This window comes from Roseovarius gahaiensis, assembly GCF_011601345.1.
Lineage (GTDB): Bacteria > Pseudomonadota > Alphaproteobacteria > Rhodobacterales > Rhodobacteraceae > Roseovarius > Roseovarius gahaiensis.
On sequence record NZ_JAAORB010000003.1, the window covers coordinates 44,859 to 63,695 of the forward strand.

Sequence of the window (18,837 nt, forward strand, 5' to 3'; positions counted from 1 at the left end):
GCCTTTGGCCGCCGTCTCGGGCATTTGCGCCTTGGGGGGATTGCGGATAAAGGCGCTAGCATCTTGTGGTTGGGGTGGGTCGCCTTCGGCGGGAATAATATCAAGCGAAAACAGTATTTTGTGCCAGATGCATAGATTGAAACAGCCTAATACATCCTGCTTTCTGTCCACGTCTAACTTTCAAACGCACAACGCCGTGGTTTCCCTACTCCTATCCGCCTCATAGCCGGACGGTCGTAGGTTCAAATCCTACTCTGCAACTAAAATTTTTTGTAAGGTCAATCGCCCGCCTGCCGGCATCTGGATGCCGCACGCCATTTGGCGTTCACCTCAGCCCGACATCAACGCTTGATCAGAAAAACCGGGCCTGCACGCTTTTCTAGGCACTCGCGCGCAGTTGCCAACGTGCAAAACCTCTGATGGCTGGTCATCGCCGTGTCATAGGTGTCTGCCGTCCAGAAAATCGACGAAATGTTGTGTTGGGAGGCGTAGGTTCTCGGAGGCCCAGACCGCCTCTGTCACCATGTCCTCGCCGATGTCGCTGATCGGCAAGGGCACCAGCCGACCTGTGGCGAAATTGTAGATGCTTTCGGTCAGGATGGTGATGCCCATGCCACAGGAAACCAGACCAAGAATGCCGACGGAATTGAACGCCTCCTGCACGATGCGTGGCTGAAAGCCGGCCTTTCGGCACATTGGAAAAAGGTAATCGTAGAAATGTGCCCATGCCTCGGCGGGCCCGTGCACGAAATCCTCATCGGCCAGATCGGCCAGCGCAACCGCGCGTCGTGATGCCAGCCGATGGCCTTCCGGCACGATGCAGATCGGACGGTCGGTCTGAACGACCCGGCTGTGAAACCCCGGCTGGCGCACTGGCCCGGTGACAAATCCGATATCAAGCTTGTCGTCCCGCAACTCCTGCAGCTGTGACGTTGTCACCCCGTGATGCGGACGCACGGTGATGCCGGGATGCCTTTGGTGAAACTGCTTGAGCAATTCTGGCAGCACATCGGCGATCGCGAAATCAGTATACCCTACCCGCAGCGCACCGGCCTCGCCAATGCTGACCCGGCGCGTCAGGTCGATTGTGGCCTCCATGCCGTTGAGCACGCGTTGACCGCCCTCGCGAAAGGCACGGCCCGCATCGGTCAGGCGCACGAAGTTCTGCGCGCGGTCGAAAAGCGTAACCTGCAACTCCGCCTCAAGCTGTTGAATCGTGCGGGTCAGCGCCGGTTGCGAGATGTGCAGATGTTCCGAGGCACGCCGAAAATTCAAATCCTCAGCGAGGACCAGAAAGTAGCGGATATGGCGAAGACCTACTTTCATGATACCTTTTATGCATCGGAAACCAATCAATTGATATTATACTTGCAGGTCGCGCCTGGCTACCCTGGCCCGATAACAAAAAAAGAAATCCAACACACAGCCGGGAGCAATCATGTCACACTCAAAATTTCAGTATTTCGCCGGGCCTCTTGCGGCCCTGACCCTTGCCGCGGGTACGGCCTCGGCACAGGACGTCACCATTAACCTCGGGTATGCGGCCTCTGAGACCAGCACCTATGCCGTGCTTGCCGACAAGTTCGAGGAACTGGTCGAGGACTATACCGACGGCAGCGTCGATGTGAAGGTGCGCTGCTGCGGGCAACTGATGGGCGAGGACGAGGCGTTCAAGGCCATGCAACTGGGCACGGTGGACATGTTTGTCATCACCGGCAACAACGTCTCGCCGCATTTCCCGCTCATGGATGCGTTCGTGCTTCCTTATATCTTCCAGAACAAGGACCATGCCTACCGCGTGTTGGAAGGCGAGGTCGGTCGTGACTTTGCCGCTCAGCTTCAGGCGGCGACAAACGTGCATCTGCTGACCTACGGCTTTGTCGGCGACCGTGATTTCTATAATTCCAGAAGCCCGATCACCTCGGTCGAGGATATGGATGGTCTCAAGGTCCGTGTCCCCAAGAACCAGGTGATGATCGACACTTACGAGGAATTCGGCGCTGCCCCCATCCCGCTGCCATGGGCCGATACGCCCACGGCGCTCCAGACCGGCACGGTCGAAGGCGCGGACAATGGCACCTCCTTCATCAAGTCGCAGAAATTCTACGAGATCATGCCCTATTTCACGGTGCTTGAACATTTCAGCTATTTCTCACCGCTTTTCGCAAGCGACCGCGTGATGAGCAAGCTGGATGAGACGCAGCGCGACGCGGTGATGCGCGCCGCCGCCGAGGCAGGCATCTATCACCGTGAGGAAATGGCCGCCCGGATCGACGACATCCGCAGCTTCCTGACCGCAGAGGGCGGCATGGAGACGGCGGAGTTCGACCGCTCTGGCTTTATCGAGGCAGGGCTGAGGGTGCAGGACCGCTACGCCGCCGACAAGGGCGACGCGTTCATCACCTTGGTCGAGGCGATCCGGGCCGAAGCCGAGTAACTCTTCCGGCACACCGCATGGGGGCAAAGCGCCCCCATGCCGATCGGCACCTTCAGGGCAGAGGCAGGGAAATGTTGTCCAAAATCGACAGATACTTTGAAGAGGTGATCTGCACGATCTGCCTGACGGTCGTCGTGGGCTCCGTGCTTCTGCAGGTCATTCTGCGCTACTTCTTCTCTACCGCCGCCGCTTGGGCCGAGGAAACGGCCGTCTACGGGATGATCTTCGCGGTCTATCTCGGGGCCACGATGGCGGTGCGCGAGCGCGCACATATCCGCATCACGCTACTTGTCAGACGTCTGCCACGTGTCTTGCAAGTCGGTGCCGTGATGCTGGCCGACGCACTCTGGGCCGGGTTCGTGATCTTCATGATCGTGCAGACCACGATCTACACGCAGCTTTTGTTCAATGTCACCTACATGACCCCCGGTCTGGGGATCGAGCAGCGATGGGTTCAGATGATCATCCCCATGGCGTTTTCGCTGATGCTCTTTCGCATCCTGCAGGTCTATTGGCGGTGGGGACGGGACGGCTGGAAGGATTTACCACTATGAACGGTCCTCTTGTCATGGCCGCGGCCTTCGTCTTTGCGATGGCCATCGGCGTGCCCATTCCTTTCGCCGCCGGGCTGGCCACGGTCGCGGGCCTCTTGATCGCTGACATCCCGCTGACCCTGATGGCGCAAGCGGCTTGGACGGCGTTCGAGCCGTTTCCGCTGGTGACCATCCCGCTGTTCATCCTTGCCGGGCAGTTGATGGAACAGGGCGGCATGTCCGAAAAACTGGTCACAATCGCGAAACGCCTCGTGGGTGCCTACAAAGGTGGCATGGGGCTGGTGACGGTGGTGGCTTGCATGTTCTTTGCCGCGCTCTCGGGCTCGGGCCCCGCCACCACTGCCGCGATCGGCTCGATCACCATCCCCGCCATGCAAAAAGAGGGCTATCGCTCGCGCTTTGCCGGGGCCATCGCGGCCTCGGCGGGCGCGCTCGGCAGCATGATCCCGCCGTCCAACCTGTTGATCATCTTTGCGCTGGTCACCGATGTCTCGATCCCGCGGCTCTTTCTGGCGGGCATCCTGCCGGGCCTTGTTCTGGGGGTGATGTTGATGATCGTGGTTTTTGTCATCTCTTGGAGGAACGGCTATGGCGGCACAGCGGATCGGTTTCGCTGGGGCCCGCTACTTTGGGCGTTATTGGACGGGAAATGGGCGGTTTTCGCGCCGATCCTGATCCTTGGCGGCATCTATGCCGGCATTTTCACCCCGTCCGAGGCGGCGGCGGTCGCGGTGGCATATGGTCTTTTCGTCGGGCTGTTCATCTACAAGGGGCTGACATGGGCCAAGCTTCTGCATGCGTTCAAGTTCACCGCCATCGTCATCGGCTCGGTGCTGTTCATCCTCGGCTCTACCAAGGCGTTCGGCCAGCTTGTCACGATCTTCGACATTCCCAGTGACGTCCTGGCGCTTTTTCAGGGGCTGGCCGCCTATCCCTGGCTGATCATGCTGTTCATCGGTATGTTCTACATCCTCGTCGGCATGTGGCTGGAAAGCATTCCACAGATCATCATCTTTACCGCCGTGTTCTTTCCGCTGGTCACCAGCCTCGGAGTCGATCCGGTGGTGTTCGGCATCTTCACCGTGATGACCTGCGAGATTGGCTTTTTGACCCCGCCCATCGGCGTGAACCTTTTCGTTGCGGCCCGGATCAGCCGGATCACCATCGAGGATATCTCGGTCGGGGTGCTGCCGCTGCTGATCCCCTACATGCTGATGATCCTGCTTCTTGTCTTTTTCTCGGGATGGGTCACTTGGCTCCCCGATCTCGTCTATGGCCCGCAACTGAGGTAAGCACATGAACGAAGTCCCCCTGACCGGCTATACTGACCGTCTGTCGGCGCGTCCGGGCGAAGATATCGCTTTCAAGGTGTCATCGACCTGTGGCGGTCGTTATCGCGCGCGGCTGGCCCGGTCGATCTGTGCCGATCCAAATCCGTCGGGCATGGGCATCACAGAAGAGGATGCAAGCGCTTGGTTCACACCGCGCGAGTTGCCTGCCCGGCATCAACCGTTCTTTCCCGGATCGTATGGTTACAGCGACGCCGCGATCACGCTCCCCGCGCATAAGACCGTCACCCTTGGCGCGACGATCCTGCCCACGCATTTTAATGGCTGTGATCAGGCGGTTTTGTCGTGCGGGCCGCTGACCATGGGGCTGGATGCGAGGGGCTGTCTTTTCGTCACCGTGGAAGAGGCGCGCATCACGTCACCTGTGCCGCTGCCGCCCCATCGGTGGACGCAGATTGAGCTGTGTTTGAATGGTGACCGTGCAACGCTTATGCAGACGGTTCTGGGGCACCACCGCCGCGAGATACATGAAACAAGCGGTGCGGTGCAGTGCGCCCCGATCACGGCCCCCGTCGCGCTTGCCGCACGTCTGGCAGGCGCCCGGGCGGTGGACTTCTTCAATGGCAAGATCGAGGCACCGTCCATCGCTGGCACAGATGGGATGATTGCAGCCTGGGATCTGGCGACCGCGATGTCGACGGCCAGCGTACCCGCCCAGATCGGACCGGCTCTGCAACTTGTCAACTTTCCCACCCGCGCGATGACCGGCTCAGAGTGGGATGCCTCCGAAATGTGCTGGCAACACAAACCCGCGCATTACGGCGCGATTCATTTCCACGAGGACGATATCTACGATTTCGGCTGGCAGACCGATTTTACCCTGACCGTGCCTGAGGACATGCCATCGGGCGTCTATGTCATGCATATCGAGGGCGAAGATGGCCGCGACGCGCTGCCGTTCTATGTTTGCCCGCCCCGTGGCACGCGGCGCGCCGATCTTTGCGTGTTGATCCCAACCTTCACCTACGTGGTCTATGGCAACCATGCTCGCCCCGATTATGATCCGGCCTGGCAGGGCCGTATGCGCGACTGGGGGGCCTATCCGTATAATCCGGCCGATTACCGCGATTATGGCCTGTCGACCTACAACACGCATTCCGACGGGTCGGGCATCTGTCATGCCTCGCACCGGCGGCCTTTGTTCAATCTGCGGCCCGGATTTCTGACCTTCGGGGCGACGGGCTGTTCGGGGCTGCGACATTTTCCGGCTGACAGCCACCTGATCAGCTGGCTGCATGCCAAGGGCATCGACTATGACATCATCACCGACCACGAGTTGCATGCCGAAGGGGCCGAGGTTCTGGCCGGATACAAGGCCGTTACCACAACCACCCACCCGGAATACCACACCGCCGAGACGCTAGACGCGCTGCGCGATTATCGTGATGCGGGGGGCAATCTGCTCTATCTGGGGGGCAACGGGTTCTATTGGCGCATCGCCCGGCACACAGAGAATGACAGCTTGCTTGAAATTCGCCGGGCCGAAGACGGCATCCGCGCATGGGCGGCAGAGCCGGGCGAGTATTACAACGCCTTTGACGGCACCTATGGCGGTTTGTGGCGGCGCAGCGGGCGGGCACCGCAGGCGCTGGTCGGGATTGGGTTTGCCGCGCAGGGCGAGTTTCACGGCGCGCCGTATCAGCGGATGTGCTTTGATCCGGCCTTCGATTGGCTTTTCGAGGGGGTGACCGAAGATCTTTTTGGCGATTACGGGTTCAGCGGCAACGGCGCGGCAGGGTTCGAGCTTGATCATGTCGATCACCGCATCGGCTCGCCGCAGGATTACGTCTTGCTGGCGCGCTCGGCAGGCGACAACCGGGCCTTCATGCTGGTCCCCGAAGAGCAGCTAACCCACCTGACGAACCTGACCGGCGGGCCGGAGGAAGACGCCAAACACGCGGATCTGATCTATTTCGATTTGCCAAACGGTGGTTCGGTCTTTTCGGTTGGTTCGATCACCTTTTGCGGCAGCCTGCCGTGGAATGATTTCGACAACGATGTCTCGCGGTTGTTGGAAAATTACCTGAGCCGTAAACTATCTAGGGGGGTGTGATCGAAATGACCCTGTCGACCGGGGGCAGTTCGGGGCGCGCCAGAAGAATGATCGTGCTGGGCTGAGGCGATGGCCGAAACGGCCAGCGCCCGCGCATGCGCTTGGTTGCGGTAAAGAGAGGTGGTCCTGCTTTTTCGACCAGAATGCAGCCCAGTTAAGGTGGATCAGGGTTTCACATCAGGCTGCCATTCTCATGGGTTCGATTCTGCTGGCATGGACTTCGTCAGGGGGCAAGATGCCGTGGGTCAAGTGGGGCCGCTCGGCGTTGTAATAGGCCAGCTATTGGCCGATACCTTCTCGGGCCTGTGACCCGGTCTCGAAGGCGCGCAGGTAAACGCATTCGTATTTCGCTTCGCGGACCTGCGGTTCAGCGACCGCCAAGCGGCACCAACCCAGCGAACGGTCGATCAGTGTTTGAGTCAAACCATCCGAGAACTGGCTCCAATCGTATGACTATCGGTGTTGAAGATCTCCGGCGGGCCATATTTGGCCAGTGCATCCTTCAGAGCCGCGACGCAGAGGCGTTAGGATCGGATATCGACGCGCTGACGGGCCAGCGCGCTGTCGCGATCATTGACGCCCAGAAGGTTGGCCACCAGTCGCACCAGTGCATCTTCGTCCTGATCGCGCGCACCGTCGGCCAGTGCCACTTGCCACAGCGCTTCGATCACGCCGATCCGGTCCTCGTAGGGCACGGCATCCTTGATCGCGCGGGTAAAGCGCACCGTGTCGGGGGCTTCGGCCTCAAGCGTTTCGGCCTCGGTGCGCAGATCTGCGGCAGCGTCGTCGTCAAGCCCAAAGCGCGCCTTGATGATCCGGTCGATGCGGATAATCTCGGTGGCGGCATAATGGTTGTCCGAGCGCGCCAAGCGCACAAGCAATGCGGTCAGGGCGCGCTTGACGTCCAGTTCGTCCAGCGGGTCGGGTTGAGGCTGGAACAGGTTTTTTAGAAGATCAGCAAACATGGTGACAGATATAGTCGTTCGCGGTGTCAGGGCAAAGCCCTATTGCGCTTGGGCGCGCGCACGGGCGGAATCATTGTCGTGATTGCTCAGGCCAAGCGCCTCTTGCGCGGCATCGACAACCGCGACTTCCTCGGGGTGGCGTTGACCGTCGGCCAGCACCACCTCCCACAGGGCCTCAAGCGCATCGCGCCGCGCCTCAAGCGATAGCGTTTCGCGGATAAGCTGCGCCAGATCGGCGGTGCTGGCGGCTTGATGGTCCAGTTTTTCGCAGGTGGCGCGCATTTTGGCGGCGTCAATCGGCCCGATGCCGTGCAGCCGGGCCAATAGTTTGTCGATGCGGCTGATCTCTTCGAACCGATAGCGGTGGTCCGATTTGGCGACCCGGACCATCAAAGCGCCAAGGGCCAGATTGGCATCGGGCTTGGGCAATGGTGCGGGGGCGGGCGACGACAAGGCGTTCAAAATGCGGCTGAGCATGTCAGTCACCGTAGCCTTCGACGATCACCAGATCACCGGTCGAGACCGGGTCGCGCAACGCTTTGGCGGCTTGGTAACCCGCTGAGTCGTAGCACTCCAGCGCGGCCTGATAGCTGGGAAACTCGATCACCACTGTGCGGGCGCGTGCGGCCCCTTCGCGGGTTTCGCGTGGCCCGCCCCGGACCAAAAACCGGGCCCCGTATTCGGCAAAAGGCGCGGCATTGGCCGCCTTGTAGTTTTCATAGGTTTCGGCGTCGTCGATATCGACATGCGCCACCCAGTATCCTTTGGGCATTTTCAGTGGTCCTTATCGCTGTATCATTTTTCAGAATGCGGCCGGGGCAGTTTGATAGAGGATGTCATCCAGCGCAATCCCACCCGGATCAGTATTGGTTACGGTCACCGCTGCAATATCGGGCAGATCATTGCTGCGCTCAAAGCCTATTTCGTTGATCGCGCGCCCCAGCTTTTGCACGTGGCGGGCAATCAGGCGGCCCTGCCGGGTGTAGAACGACAGCGTGACACTGCCCTGCGGTCGCGCCTGCCCAAGCGGCGCGGCATAGTCACTGTGGATGCGCAGGCCGATGGCCCGCTGGTCCTGATCGAACAGGATGGCCAGCGCGCCTTCGCCGCGCGCCGACAGCGCGGGAAAGACATCCCGCCCAAGCGGGAACACCGCGTTGGAACCAAAACCGCGGTGATATGCGACCGAAAGGTTGGCCCCCGGTGCGCCGGGCGCTACGGCAAGCGGCACGGCGGGTTGGCCCGCCAGCACATCATGCGCCGTGTTTTCCGTGGCAACGGTTTGCCCGCTGAGACGTTCGCCCAACCACACGCGCCCCTCGCGCATCGGGGCGTCAAGGTTTATGCCCGGCTCGGCCCGCCGTGGCAGGGTTTCGAAGGTTACGACAGCGTCTAGATCATGCTGCAGGTGGGCATAGGGAACAGGCCGAAGGGCGGCCTCGGCCCAAACTGGCCCGGCGCCCAACGCCCCCGAAAGGGCGAGTGAAAAAAACATAAAATGCAAGGCACTGTGCAATCGCCGCAAGTCGGTCACAATTGTTCCTAACTCTTTCCGGTTTTCCGCATCAAAATCACGATAACACAGTTGAACATAACAGCAGATTTGCTTTGGCGGAGCCTTGCATGCAGTCTTTTGACGAATTTGATTGGTCACGCGGTACCGAGGATGACCATCTTGCCATGGCACGCCGGGCAAATGACGACCAATTGCGCCAATTGGCGCGCAGCTATGATTGGGGCATGTATCCGGTGTCGGTGCTAGGGTGGGTCATGGCGCAGACCTCGGTTGATCTGGGCACCGCGCTGACCGTTTTTCTGAACGGCGAGCCGGAAAGGTTCAACTACATTCCCAAGCATCACGTTCCCCAAGACTACCGTGATATTGCCCGGATGCTGGACAATATCTGTCTGCGGGTGAACAGCGGCTTTTACCTTGCCCATCCGGAACGCGATGTTTCAAGCCGAAAGCGTTTGGCTGATTGGGTGACCTACCAGAAAGCCGATCAAGCCGAAGGACGGCAGGGCCGCTATACGTTCAACGAAGACATACTGACGACGTTGCTCAACGATGCGCTGCGTCTGGACCCCAGTTCGGAAACGGCGGTGTATAGCCCGCGGCCCAGCCTGTTGCGTGATTTGTTCAGCCCGGTGCTGGAATTGGGCGTCTCGCGGCGTCTGTTGCGGTTCAAGCCACGCGATTGAGCTTTGCCGCAAAGCCGGGTGCAGACCGAGAGCTGTGCAAGGCTAGGGGCCCGACCCTTTGGCGGCTTTTCCTTTCAAGTTGCCCGGTGTAAGGCTTTGCCCTGCACAAAACGAAAGGCCCGGCCATGCCCGATACGATGTTATTGCTCCAAATGCTGCTGCTGTTGATCGTGATTGGCGGTTTTGCCGGTGTTCTGGCAGGCCTGTTGGGTGTGGGTGGCGGTATCGTTTTGGTGCCTGCCTTCTTTTATGCCTTTCAAACGCTTGGCTATGACGGCCCGCAGCTTATGCAAATCTGTCTGGCAACATCCCTTGCAACGATCATCGTAACGTCGGTCCGGTCAGTGCTGAGCCATAACAAGAAAGGCGCGGTTGATTGGCCGGTTTTGCGAACATGGGCGCCGGGCATTGCCATCGGGGCTGTGCTGGGGGTTCTGGTGGCCGCCAGCCTGCGGTCGACCACCTTGCAGGGCGTGTTTGGCGGCCTTGGCGTGATCATCGGCGCGTATCTTGGGCTTGGCCGCGCGCATTGGCGGCTGGGCCCCGAGATGCCGCGCGGCCTGATCCGGGCCACGCTGTCGCCGATTGTCGGGTTTTTGTCGGTGCTGATGGGCATTGGTGGCGGCAGTTTTGGCGTGCCGTTGATGAGCCTTTATGGCGTGCCCATTCACCGCGCCGTGGCCACGGCCGCGGGCTTTGGCGTGACCATCGCGGTGCCCTCGGTCATCGGGTTTCTGTTTCTTGAGATTGCCCCGGCCAACCGCCCGCCGCTGACAATCGGTGCCGTGAATCTGGTGGCCTTCGGCATCGTCATCACGATGACGATGATCACCGCGCCTTGGGGTGTCAAACTTGCCCATGCGATGGATCCCAAACCGCTGAAACGGATATTTGCGGTGTTCCTGACGCTGGTGGCGCTGAACATGCTGCGCAAGGCGCTGGGATGGTAGAGGCGCTGCTGCGCCAAGGCTGGGCGCAGTTCGCGCCCGAGGAAAGCGTCGCCCGGTGGGCGCAGGCCGCACAGGATGTTGCCGTCGAGCGCGTGGCCGACCCCGACGAGCGGGCCAAATGGTTGCAATGCGAAGGCACATGGTTTGTGGGCGTCGACAGTTTGCCCAACAGCAGCGATGGCGCGGTCGGCGCGTCTGGTCCGCTGACCGGGCAGGCGATCGAGGCCGCGCAGGGCCTTTACGGGGTGTTGCCTCTGCATCGCGGGCAGGTGTCGGTGACTTATCCGGGCTACCCGCGTCCGCGCGATGGCGAAAGTGACGCGGCGTTTCGCTATCGCCGCAACCGGGATGCGGCGCATGTCGATGGCCTGCTGCCGACCGGGCCCAAACGGCAGCGTATGCTGAAAGAGCGCCACGCCTATATTCTGGGCCTGCCGCTGACCGACTGCGCGGCAGGGGCCAGCCCCTTTGTGGTGTGGGAGGGCAGCCACCACATCATGCGCGACATGTTCACCAAGGCATTAGCCCACCTGCCGCAAGCGGAATGGGCCGATGTCGATCTGACAGAAGCCTATCACGCCGCGCGACGCACGGTGTTTGACAGCTGTAAACGGGTTGAGATTGCCGCAAAACCCGGCGCGGCCTATCTGGTGCATCGCTTTGCGCTGCATGGCGTGGCCCCTTGGGCCGATGGCGCGCGCGCCCCGGCGGATGGCCGGATGATTGCCTATTTCCGGCCCGAATTCGCAGGCGGCACACGGGACTGGCTGGATTTGCCTTAGGCGCGGCGCGCTGTGGTTTATTCGCTGTCCCGCGCCAGACGCGCCGCCCGCCCGCCGCGCCGTTTCGCCAGCATCGGCGCACGGTCGGGCAGGGCCGTCATCACTTCGCGGCGTTCTTCGTGGCTCATTTTTGACCAGCGGGCGATTTCATCCATACTGCGGTAGCAACCGGTGCATATCCGCGCCTCGGGGTGAACCACGCAGATCCGCACGCAGGGGCTTTCGATCTCGTTTCTGGTCCAGACGGTGTTGTCGTTCACGAAGATCCCCTTATGTGTCGCAGCCGGTCCAATATACCCTGCAGGATATAAGACGCGGCGATGTTGTCGATAACCTCGGCGCGACGTTTTCGTGACGCATCCGCCTCAAGCAGCGCGCGTTCGGCGGCGACGGTCGATAGCCGCTCATCCCAAAAGGTGATCGGCAGATCAGTCAGCCGGGAAAGATTGCGGGCAAAGGCGCGGGTCGATTGGCATCTTGGGCCTTCGCTGCCATCCATGTTGCGCGGCAGGCCCAGAACGATGCCGCCGGCCTCGCGCCTAACGGCAATCTCTAGCAGCTGCGCCGCATCAAGGCCGAACTTGCGCCGCTTGATGGTTTCAAACGGGCTGGCCACCGACAGCAACCGGTCCGACAGCGCGACACCGATGGTTTTGGTTCCCAGATCCAGCCCCATGATGGGACGGCCGGGGGGCAGTGCGGTGACAAAATCTGCGATATCCTCGCAGATCATTCTGCCACGCCAGCCGCGCGGGCCGCCGCGCGCACCTGATCCAAGGCCTCGGGCTGTTCGGCGAACACGCCCTGAGCTTCGGCCCATATGTTGGCGGCTTGTTCTGTGTTCCCCAGAACCCCAAGCGCGCGGATCAACTGTGACCATTCGGCAGATGTGCCGCCTTCGGTCGCCAGACGTTTTGACAGGCCTTGAACCATGCCTTGGATCATCTGCTGGCGGTCCTCTTCTGACATATCTCCAGCGGCGTCGATATCGGCAGTGGACGGCCCGGCAACGGGCGGGGTTTGCGCGGGTGCATCCGTTTGCGGCATCTCGGGCAGTTCGTAATCGGTCACCCCGGCGCGCCATGCCAATTCCTCAATCCGCGCGCGGATCGGCGCGACCCACGGCGCGTCAGGGCTGCTTTCGCGCAACAGGGTGTCCCATGTGCGGAAGGCGGCATCGGGGCGGTCAACGTCCATTAGATAGATACCCATGTAGAAGCGGGCGATTGCGTTGCGTGGATCACGTTCCAAGGCGGCGCGCAGGGCCTCTTCGGCATCTTTGCTGACATAGCCGCCCGCCGCTCTGACCTTAAGTTCGGCCAGATAGGCGTAATCGGAGGCCGGGGCCGCATCGCCCTTGATGTCGATGATCTTTTGCTGCGCCTCATACGCGGCGGCGTTATTGCCAAGCGCGGATTCGTTGCGGACCAAAAGCGTCAAGCCGCGCAAATCGCCAGGCCGGTCTTTGACGGTTTGGCGCAGCTGCTCCATCAGGCGCATGAAATCTTCGCTGGTGTCGGGGCTGATATCGGCGGCAGGCATCTGCGCCTCGGCCTCGGCCTGTGTCAGTCGGCTGGCGCGCTCGGCGTCAGATGCGGCCATCCGTGCCTTGAGCGGCAAATCGCCCATGCCCGGCGCACCAAGTTGCGTGTAAAGCCCAAAAGCGCCGCCAATCATCACAAGTGCCAGCGCGAACGCGATGAAAGCGCCACTACGGTTGGGCTTGCCTGCGGTATCTTCTTCTTGCTTCAGTTGCGCATCGGCGGCCAGAACCCGGCGCGAAATTTCGGCGCGGGTGCGTTCGGCATCTTCCGGCCCGACCACACCGCGCGCCAGATCGCGGTCAACCTCTTTTAATTGATCGCGATAGACTTGCAGGTCATAGGCGGCCGGGGGCTTGTCGCCGACACGCCCGCGCAGCAGGGCAAGGCCGATAATTCCGCTGACAAGCAATGCCAACACGCCGGTGATGATCCAGAACAGCATGATCTCTCCTTAAATCCGTGCTTCCATGTAGCCATCGCGCGCGGCAGAAAAAAGAGGCAAAGGAGCGCAGGGGTGCGGTTTGGGCCGCAGACCTGACACAAGTTGGCGTCATGTCGCATATTGCGCCCTTTATGCCGCGCCGGGTATCCTTTGATTTTGCAAGCTGTCGCATTACGCTGGCATGGCAGTTTGACTGCGATTCCAACCTTGGTCGAAAGAGCGCGCATGAAACGTTACTCCGCCTTTGCTGTCGCCCGCGAAGCCCTGCGCAACCATATGGGCTGGGAGCGGGCCTGGGCCTCGCCCGAGCCGAAAAAGAAATATGATGTGATCATCATCGGGGCCGGGGGGCATGGTCTGGCCACCGCTTATTACCTTGGCAAGAATTTCGGCATTACCAATGTCGCCGTTCTGGAAAAGGGCTGGTTGGGGGGCGGCAATACCGGCCGCAACACCACGATCATCCGCTCGAATTACCTGCAGGATCCGTCCGCGGCGATGTATGAAAAATCGCGCAGCCTGTATGAAACGCTGAGCCAAGATCTGAATTATAACATCATGTATAGCCCGCGTGGCGTGATCATGCTGGCTCAGACCGAGCACGAGGTGCGCGGCTACAAACGCACGGCCCATGCCAACGCGCTGCAAGGTGTCACGACCGAGTTCATCTCGCCGCAGCGGGTCAAGGAAATCGTGCCGATCATCAATCTGGACGGACCCCGCTACCCGGTGTTGGGCGGGCTTTGGCAAGCGCGGGCCGGCACCGCGCGGCATGATGCGGTGGCGTGGGGCTTTGCGCGGGCCTGTTCGGCCATGGGCATGGATATCATCCAGAAATGCGAAGTGACCGGCATTTCCCGCGAGGGCGGCCGCGTCACCGGCGTGAGCACGAATCGTGGTGACATCGCCTGTGACAAGCTGGGCATCGTCGTGGCGGGCCATTCGGGGCATCTGGCCGATATGGCAGGATTCCGTCTGCCGATCGAGTCGGTGTCGTTGCAAGCACTGGTGTCAGAGCCGATCAAGCCCTGCATGGATTGCGTCGTCATGGCCAACACCGTGCACGGCTACATGAGCCAGTCTGACAAAGGCGAAATGGTGATCGGCGGTGGCACCGACGGGTATAACAACTACACGCAGCGCGGCGCTTTCCACCACATCGAAGAAACCGTGCGCGCGCTTGTCGAAACCTTCCCGATGATCAGCCGCCTGAAGATGCTGCGCCAGTGGGGCGGGATCGTGGATGTCACCGGCGACCGCTCGCCGATCCTGTCGAAAACCCCGGTCGAGGGGGTGTTCATCAACTGCGGTTGGGGCACCGGCGGGTTCAAGGCGACCCCGGGCAGTGGTTGGGGCTTTGCCGAGTTGATGGCCAAGGGCCATTCGCCTTTGTGCAACGAATTCGGGCTGAACCGTTTCAAAGAAGGCCGGTTCATTGATGAATCGGTGGCTGCGGGGGTGGCGCATTGATGACCGCGTTGCAAACGACTTTCTGCCAAACGTTGCGCCTGTGCGCGGCCAAACGCTTTGACATCCAGATCACCGGAGGCACGACATGCTGATCCTGACCTGCCCCTGCTGCGGCGTGACCGCGGAAGAAACCGAATTCCACGGCGGCGGCGAGGCGCACGTCACGCGCTTTGGCCCCGGCTCGTCCGAGGATGACTTTCACGGCTACCTGTTTGAAAAGGTGAACCCCAAGGGGGTGCATTTCGAACGCTGGCGGCACAACAATGGCTGCGGCAAGTGGTTTCATGCCGCGCGCTGCACGGTCACGCTTGAGGTGTTCGGCACCTACAGCGCCCAGACCACCGAGCCCCCGCAAGACATCAAGGACAAGATCTCGGCCAAGCGGCCGGGCTGGAGCTGGAGAGAGTTCGCATGAGCACACGTCTGGCCAATGGCGGCCGTCTACTGAACAAGGGGCGGGCGCTGGAATTTACCTTCAACGGCAAACGCATGACCGGGGTCGAAGGCGATACGCTGGCCTCGGCGCTGCTGGCGAACGATCAGATGATGGTGGGCCGGTCGTTCAAATATCACCGCCCGCGCGGGATTGTTGCTTCGGGCGGCGAAGAACCCAATGCGCTTGTCGGGCTTGGCGAAAACGGCAAATTTGAACCCAACCAGCGTGTCACCACGACCGAGCTGTTCGATGGGCTGACCTGTGCCAGCCAAAACCATTGGCCCAGCCTTGAGTTTGACGTCGGTGCGATCAACTCGAAACTTTCGCGGTTTTTGCCGGCGGGTTTTTACTACAAGATGTTCATTCATCCGCGCCCCCTGTGGAAGCACGTATACGAGCCGTTCATTCGCCAATCGGCGGGTTTGGGCAAAGCCCCGCGCGACCGTGACGAAGACAGCTATGAGCATTTCTATGCCTTCTACGACGTGGTCGTTGTTGGCGGCGGTGTTGCCGGCTTGCAGGCCGCAAAGGCCGCAGGCCAAGCCGGGGCCAAGGTGCTGGTGATGGAACAGACCCCCCATTGGGGCGGGCGCGCGCCGGTAGATGGCGGCGAGGTTGACGGCCTGTCTGTGGATCGGTTCGTGGAACAGAGTGTTTCTGAATTGCACGCAATGGAGAACGTCACGCTGCGCACCCGGATGATGGGCGCGGCAGTGTACGACCACGGCTATGTCATGGGCTACGAACGGGTCAATGATCATCAGCCCGACGCCAAAGGCCCGCGGCACCGCCTGTGGCGGATTCGCGCCGGGCAGATCGTCACGGCAACCGGTGCCATTGAACGCCCGCTCAGCTTTGCCGGGAATGATATTCCGGGGGTCATGCTGGCCTCGGCGGTGCGCGACTATGCGGTGGATTACGGTGTGTCCGTGGGTGATCGCACTGTGGTTGTCACCAATAACGACGATGCCTATCGCACGGCCATCACCCTTAAAAATCTGGGGCTTGAGGTTCCGGTGATTGTCGATGCGCGCCCAAGCGGCGGTGGCCCGCTGGCCGGTGAAGCGGTGGCGCTTGGCATTCGGGTAGAAAACGGCAAGGGCATCGCCAAGGTCAAAGGCGGCAAGCGCGTCGAAGGTGTTGAGATTTGCACCCAAGCCGGCGAAGGGGCCGCGCTTGAGACCATCAAATGCGAAGCGGTTGCCATGTCGGGTGGCTGGTCGCCGGTCGTGCACCTGTGGTCGCATTGCGGTGGTAAACTGCTGTGGGATGACGAAAACGTCATGTTCCGCCCCGATGGGGACAAAGCCCCGACCGGAGCCGAGGGTGAGCGGTTCGTGATCCCGGCAGGCTCGGCTGATGGCTGTCTGGATTTGGCATCCGTTTTGGACAACGCCGATGCGGCGGGCAAGGCGGCGGCGCAGGCCACGGGGCACACACCGGGCAAGGGCGCAGCCCCGCAGGCGCAGCCGGAAACGATGACGCCGATTCAAGCGGTTTGGATGATGCCGCAGGGCGCAAGCTATAAGCTGCGCATGAAGGCGTGGCTGGATTATCAAAACGACGTCAAGGTGTCGGATATCCAGCTGGCGGCGCGCGAAGGGTTTGAATCGGTTGAACACGCCAAGCGTTATACGACCCTTGGTATGGCAACGGATCAGGGCAAGCTTAGCAATATCAACGGCTTGGCCATTCTGTCAGACGCGCTGAGCCAAGGCATTCCGCAAACCGGCACCACCACGTTCCGTCCGCCTTATACGCCGATTTCCATGTCGTCGATCGCGGGTGAGGCGCGCAACGAGACGTTCCAGCCGATCCGCAAGACGCCGATGCATTCTTGGCACGAAGCGAACGGCGCCCATTGGGAGCCGGTGGGCGCATGGCGCAGGCCGTACTGCTTCCAAAAGCCGGGTGAATCGGTGCACGACGCGGTTAATCGCGAGATCAAGCAAACCCGCGACAGCCTTGGCCTGCTGGATGCCTCGACCCTTGGCAAGATCATCGTCAAAGGGCCGGATGCCGGTAAATTCATGGACATGCTCTATACCAATATGATGTCCACGCTAAAGCCCGGCCGCTGCCGCTATGGCCTGATGTGCAACGAGAACGGATTCCTGATGGATGACGGCGTGGTTGCCCGTCTGGATGAGGACACGTTCCTGTGCCACACCACAACCGGCGGGGCCGACAATATTCACGGCCACATGGAAGAATGGCTGCAGACCGAATGGTGGGATTGGAAGGTTTACACCGCCAACGTGACCGAGCAATTCGCGCAGGTCGGCGTGGTTGGCCCGAAATCCCGCAAGGTTTTGCAAAAGCTGACCGATGATGACATCAGCAATGATGCGCTGACCTTCATGGGGTGGACGGAAATCACCCTGAAAGGCGGCCTTCCGGCCCGCGTGTTCCGCATTTCCTTTGCCGGTGAATTGTCGTTCGAACTGGCGGTTCCGGCCTCGCATGGTCGCGCGTTGTGGGACATGCTGATGCAGGCCGGGGCCGAATTTGGTGTGACACCCTATGGCACCGAGGCGATGCATGTCATGCGCGCCGAGAAGGGCTTTATCATGATCGGCGACGAAACCGACGGCACGGTCATTCCGCAAGATCTGGGGATGGACTGGGCGATTTCCAAAAAGAAAGAGGATTATCTTGGCAAACGCGCACAGCAGCGCAGCCATATGACCGATCCGACCCGCTGGAAACTTGTGGGGCTGGAAACGCTGGACGGCAGCACATTGCCGGATGGGGCCTATGCCACGGCCGACGGCACCAATGCCAACGGTCAGCGCAATGTGCAGGGGCGGGTCACCTCGACCTACCATTCGCCGACATTGGGCCGGGGCATTGCCATGGGGCTGGTTCTGAACGGGCCGGACCGCATGGGCGATGTGCTGGACTTCCCCAAGGTGGATGGGACAGTGATCAAGGCCAAGATCGTTGACCCGGTCTTTTATGACAAGAATGGGGAGAAGCAAAATGTCTGAGGCAGTCAGCGCATTGAAAGGCGCATCCTTTGACGGGTTCGTCACGGTCAAGGATACTGGCCTGCATGGCATGATCACCTTGCGCGGTGATCTGGCCTCGGACGCAGTGAAGGCTGCGGTGCAGGACGCCACCGGCGCACCCGTACCGGGACAGCGCGAAGTCTCGGGCGCGGACGGCAATTGGGTCGCCTGGATGTCGCCCGATGAATTGCTGTTGATTGTAGCATATGACGCCGCCCCGCAGATCGAAGCGGACCTGCGTAAGGCGTTGTCGGGCAGCCATCATCTGGTGGCCAACGTGTCTGATGCGCGGGCGGTGTTCCGGCTGTCGGGCAGCGCGACCGGCCTGCGCGAGGCGATTGCCAAGCTGTGCCCGGTGGATATGACACCGGGTGCCTTTGGCCCCGGCCAGTTCCGCCGCACACGTATGGCGCAGATCCCCGCAGCGCTGTGGATGCCGACCGACGACAGCTTGCATGTGATCTGCTTCCGCTCGGTCGCGGATTATGCGTTCAACCTGCTGAAAGGTGCGGCTGCGCCGGGCAGTGAGGTGGGTCTTTTTTCCTGAGAGTTTTGCGCGGAAATACAGAGCAGCCCCTTGACCTTGGAGGTCGGGGACTACCATGTATAGAAATGTAATTCTCATAACGAACAGGGGACCTG

Annotated in this window: 19 protein-coding genes; 11 read left to right on the top strand and 8 right to left on the bottom strand. The window is 60.9% G+C overall.

What is annotated here, in order from left to right:
* Positions 1–438: 438 nt before the first annotated feature.
* Positions 439–1,326, bottom strand: coding sequence for a LysR family transcriptional regulator (locus tag HAT86_RS02625; protein WP_167193111.1), 888 nt, complete (start codon positions 1,324–1,326; stop codon positions 439–441).
* A gap of 112 nt (positions 1,327–1,438) precedes the next feature.
* Between HAT86_RS02625 and HAT86_RS02630 the strand changes: the two genes are divergently transcribed.
* From HAT86_RS02630 to HAT86_RS02645, 4 genes are all read left to right on the top strand, one after another.
* Entirely contained in the window at positions 1,439–2,437 is a 999-nt protein-coding gene (locus HAT86_RS02630) for a TRAP transporter substrate-binding protein (RefSeq protein ID WP_167193114.1), read from the top strand.
* 71 nt (positions 2,438–2,508) lie between these two features.
* Positions 2,509–2,991, top strand: a complete 483-nt coding sequence (locus HAT86_RS02635) for a TRAP transporter small permease (protein ID WP_167193116.1) — start codon at positions 2,509–2,511, stop codon at positions 2,989–2,991.
* A complete protein-coding gene (locus HAT86_RS02640) occupies positions 2,988–4,283 on the top strand; it encodes a TRAP transporter large permease (protein ID WP_167193118.1) in 1,296 nt (431 codons plus the stop codon). The genes HAT86_RS02635 and HAT86_RS02640 overlap by 4 nt, the downstream gene beginning before the upstream one ends.
* 4 nt (positions 4,284–4,287) lie before the next feature.
* Positions 4,288–6,393 carry a N,N-dimethylformamidase beta subunit family domain-containing protein gene (locus HAT86_RS02645; RefSeq protein ID WP_167193120.1) on the top strand — a complete coding sequence of 702 codons (2,106 nt, stop codon included), beginning with the start codon at positions 4,288–4,290 and terminating at the stop codon, positions 6,391–6,393.
* Positions 6,394–6,917: 524 nt separating this feature from the next.
* Here the strand turns inward: HAT86_RS02645 and HAT86_RS02650 are convergent.
* From HAT86_RS02650 to HAT86_RS02665, 4 genes are read right to left on the bottom strand one after another with little or no spacing between them, the layout of a single operon-like run.
* The gene (locus HAT86_RS02650; RefSeq protein ID WP_167193122.1) at positions 6,918–7,358 is read right to left on the bottom strand and encodes a tellurite resistance TerB family protein; all 441 of its coding nucleotides are present in this window, start codon (positions 7,356–7,358) and stop codon (positions 6,918–6,920) included.
* Between the two features lie 39 nt (positions 7,359–7,397).
* Positions 7,398–7,835 (bottom strand): tellurite resistance TerB family protein, encoded by a 438-nt coding sequence (locus tag HAT86_RS02655; protein ID WP_167193124.1) that lies wholly within the window; start codon positions 7,833–7,835, stop codon positions 7,398–7,400.
* A gap of 1 nt (position 7,836) precedes the next feature.
* A complete protein-coding gene (locus HAT86_RS02660; protein WP_167193126.1) occupies positions 7,837–8,130 on the bottom strand; it encodes a DUF1330 domain-containing protein in 294 nt (97 codons plus the stop codon).
* A gap of 30 nt (positions 8,131–8,160) precedes the next feature.
* Complete coding sequence (locus tag HAT86_RS02665) at positions 8,161–8,853, bottom strand: hypothetical protein (protein ID WP_167193128.1); 693 nt, start codon at positions 8,851–8,853, stop codon at positions 8,161–8,163.
* Positions 8,854–8,981: 128 nt separating this feature from the next.
* Here HAT86_RS02665 and HAT86_RS02670 point away from each other — a divergent pair, with 128 nt between their 5' ends.
* The 3 genes from HAT86_RS02670 to HAT86_RS02680 all read left to right on the top strand — a co-directional run bounded on the left by HAT86_RS02670 (position 8,982) and on the right by HAT86_RS02680 (position 11,292).
* Positions 8,982–9,560, top strand: coding sequence for a hypothetical protein (locus HAT86_RS02670; protein WP_167193130.1), 579 nt, complete (start codon positions 8,982–8,984; stop codon positions 9,558–9,560).
* A gap of 125 nt (positions 9,561–9,685) precedes the next feature.
* Positions 9,686–10,510, top strand: a complete 825-nt coding sequence (locus HAT86_RS02675; RefSeq protein ID WP_167193132.1) for a sulfite exporter TauE/SafE family protein — start codon at positions 9,686–9,688, stop codon at positions 10,508–10,510.
* The gene (locus tag HAT86_RS02680) at positions 10,504–11,292 is read left to right on the top strand and encodes a hypothetical protein (protein WP_167193134.1); all 789 of its coding nucleotides are present in this window, start codon (positions 10,504–10,506) and stop codon (positions 11,290–11,292) included. The genes HAT86_RS02675 and HAT86_RS02680 overlap by 7 nt, the downstream gene beginning before the upstream one ends.
* 17 nt (positions 11,293–11,309) lie before the next feature.
* Here HAT86_RS02680 and HAT86_RS02685 read toward each other — a convergent pair whose 3' ends face one another.
* The 3 genes from HAT86_RS02685 to ccmI are packed head-to-tail and all read right to left on the bottom strand — an operon-like array spanning position 11,310 to position 13,278.
* Positions 11,310–11,552 (bottom strand): DUF1289 domain-containing protein, encoded by a 243-nt coding sequence (locus HAT86_RS02685; protein ID WP_167193136.1) that lies wholly within the window; start codon positions 11,550–11,552, stop codon positions 11,310–11,312.
* A complete protein-coding gene (gene ruvX, locus HAT86_RS02690) occupies positions 11,549–12,025 on the bottom strand; it encodes a Holliday junction resolvase RuvX (protein WP_167193139.1) in 477 nt (158 codons plus the stop codon). Before ruvX ends, HAT86_RS02685 begins: the two co-directional genes overlap by 4 nt.
* Positions 12,022–13,278, bottom strand: coding sequence for a c-type cytochrome biogenesis protein CcmI (gene ccmI / locus HAT86_RS02695; protein ID WP_167193141.1), 1,257 nt, complete (start codon positions 13,276–13,278; stop codon positions 12,022–12,024). The genes ruvX and ccmI overlap by 4 nt, the downstream gene beginning before the upstream one ends.
* A 225-nt stretch (positions 13,279–13,503) precedes the next feature.
* Between ccmI and HAT86_RS02700 the strand changes: the two genes are divergently transcribed.
* The 4 genes from HAT86_RS02700 to HAT86_RS02715 all read left to right on the top strand — a co-directional run bounded on the left by HAT86_RS02700 (position 13,504) and on the right by HAT86_RS02715 (position 18,742).
* Positions 13,504–14,748, top strand: a complete 1,245-nt coding sequence (locus HAT86_RS02700; protein WP_167193143.1) for a sarcosine oxidase subunit beta family protein — start codon at positions 13,504–13,506, stop codon at positions 14,746–14,748.
* 85 nt (positions 14,749–14,833) lie between these two features.
* On the top strand, positions 14,834–15,163 hold the full coding sequence (locus tag HAT86_RS02705) for a sarcosine oxidase subunit delta (protein ID WP_167193145.1): 330 nt from the start codon (positions 14,834–14,836) through the stop codon (positions 15,161–15,163).
* Positions 15,160–18,174, top strand: coding sequence for a sarcosine oxidase subunit alpha family protein (locus HAT86_RS02710; protein ID WP_167193147.1), 3,015 nt, complete (start codon positions 15,160–15,162; stop codon positions 18,172–18,174). Before HAT86_RS02705 ends, HAT86_RS02710 begins: the two co-directional genes overlap by 4 nt.
* Positions 18,167–18,742 carry a sarcosine oxidase subunit gamma gene (locus tag HAT86_RS02715; RefSeq protein WP_167193149.1) on the top strand — a complete coding sequence of 192 codons (576 nt, stop codon included), beginning with the start codon at positions 18,167–18,169 and terminating at the stop codon, positions 18,740–18,742. The genes HAT86_RS02710 and HAT86_RS02715 overlap by 8 nt, the downstream gene beginning before the upstream one ends.
* Positions 18,743–18,837: the final 95 nt, after the last annotated feature.

Bases quoted from the DNA above. Each gene is read 5' to 3' on its own strand.
- HAT86_RS02665 (WP_167193128.1), bottom strand. From the start codon at position 8,853: ATGTTTTTTTCACTCGCCCTTTCGGGGGCGTTGGGCGCCGGGCCAGTT.
- HAT86_RS02645 (WP_167193120.1), top strand. From the start codon at position 4,288: ATGAACGAAGTCCCCCTGACCGGCTATACTGACCGTCTGTCGGCGCGT.
- HAT86_RS02625 (WP_167193111.1), bottom strand. From the start codon at position 1,326: ATGAAAGTAGGTCTTCGCCATATCCGCTACTTTCTGGTCCTCGCTGAG.
- HAT86_RS02655 (WP_167193124.1), bottom strand. From the start codon at position 7,835: ATGCTCAGCCGCATTTTGAACGCCTTGTCGTCGCCCGCCCCCGCACCA.
- HAT86_RS02710 (WP_167193147.1), top strand. From the start codon at position 15,160: ATGAGCACACGTCTGGCCAATGGCGGCCGTCTACTGAACAAGGGGCGG.
- HAT86_RS02715 (WP_167193149.1), top strand. From the start codon at position 18,167: ATGTCTGAGGCAGTCAGCGCATTGAAAGGCGCATCCTTTGACGGGTTC.
- HAT86_RS02640 (WP_167193118.1), top strand. From the start codon at position 2,988: ATGAACGGTCCTCTTGTCATGGCCGCGGCCTTCGTCTTTGCGATGGCC.
- HAT86_RS02670 (WP_167193130.1), top strand. From the start codon at position 8,982: ATGCAGTCTTTTGACGAATTTGATTGGTCACGCGGTACCGAGGATGAC.
- HAT86_RS02700 (WP_167193143.1), top strand. From the start codon at position 13,504: ATGAAACGTTACTCCGCCTTTGCTGTCGCCCGCGAAGCCCTGCGCAAC.
- HAT86_RS02630 (WP_167193114.1), top strand. From the start codon at position 1,439: ATGTCACACTCAAAATTTCAGTATTTCGCCGGGCCTCTTGCGGCCCTG.
- HAT86_RS02705 (WP_167193145.1), top strand. From the start codon at position 14,834: ATGCTGATCCTGACCTGCCCCTGCTGCGGCGTGACCGCGGAAGAAACC.
- HAT86_RS02650 (WP_167193122.1), bottom strand. From the start codon at position 7,358: ATGTTTGCTGATCTTCTAAAAAACCTGTTCCAGCCTCAACCCGACCCG.
- HAT86_RS02680 (WP_167193134.1), top strand. From the start codon at position 10,504: ATGGTAGAGGCGCTGCTGCGCCAAGGCTGGGCGCAGTTCGCGCCCGAG.
- ccmI (WP_167193141.1), bottom strand. From the start codon at position 13,278: ATGCTGTTCTGGATCATCACCGGCGTGTTGGCATTGCTTGTCAGCGGA.
- HAT86_RS02660 (WP_167193126.1), bottom strand. From the start codon at position 8,130: ATGCCCAAAGGATACTGGGTGGCGCATGTCGATATCGACGACGCCGAA.
- HAT86_RS02675 (WP_167193132.1), top strand. From the start codon at position 9,686: ATGCCCGATACGATGTTATTGCTCCAAATGCTGCTGCTGTTGATCGTG.
- ruvX (WP_167193139.1), bottom strand. From the start codon at position 12,025: ATGATCTGCGAGGATATCGCAGATTTTGTCACCGCACTGCCCCCCGGC.
- HAT86_RS02635 (WP_167193116.1), top strand. From the start codon at position 2,509: ATGTTGTCCAAAATCGACAGATACTTTGAAGAGGTGATCTGCACGATC.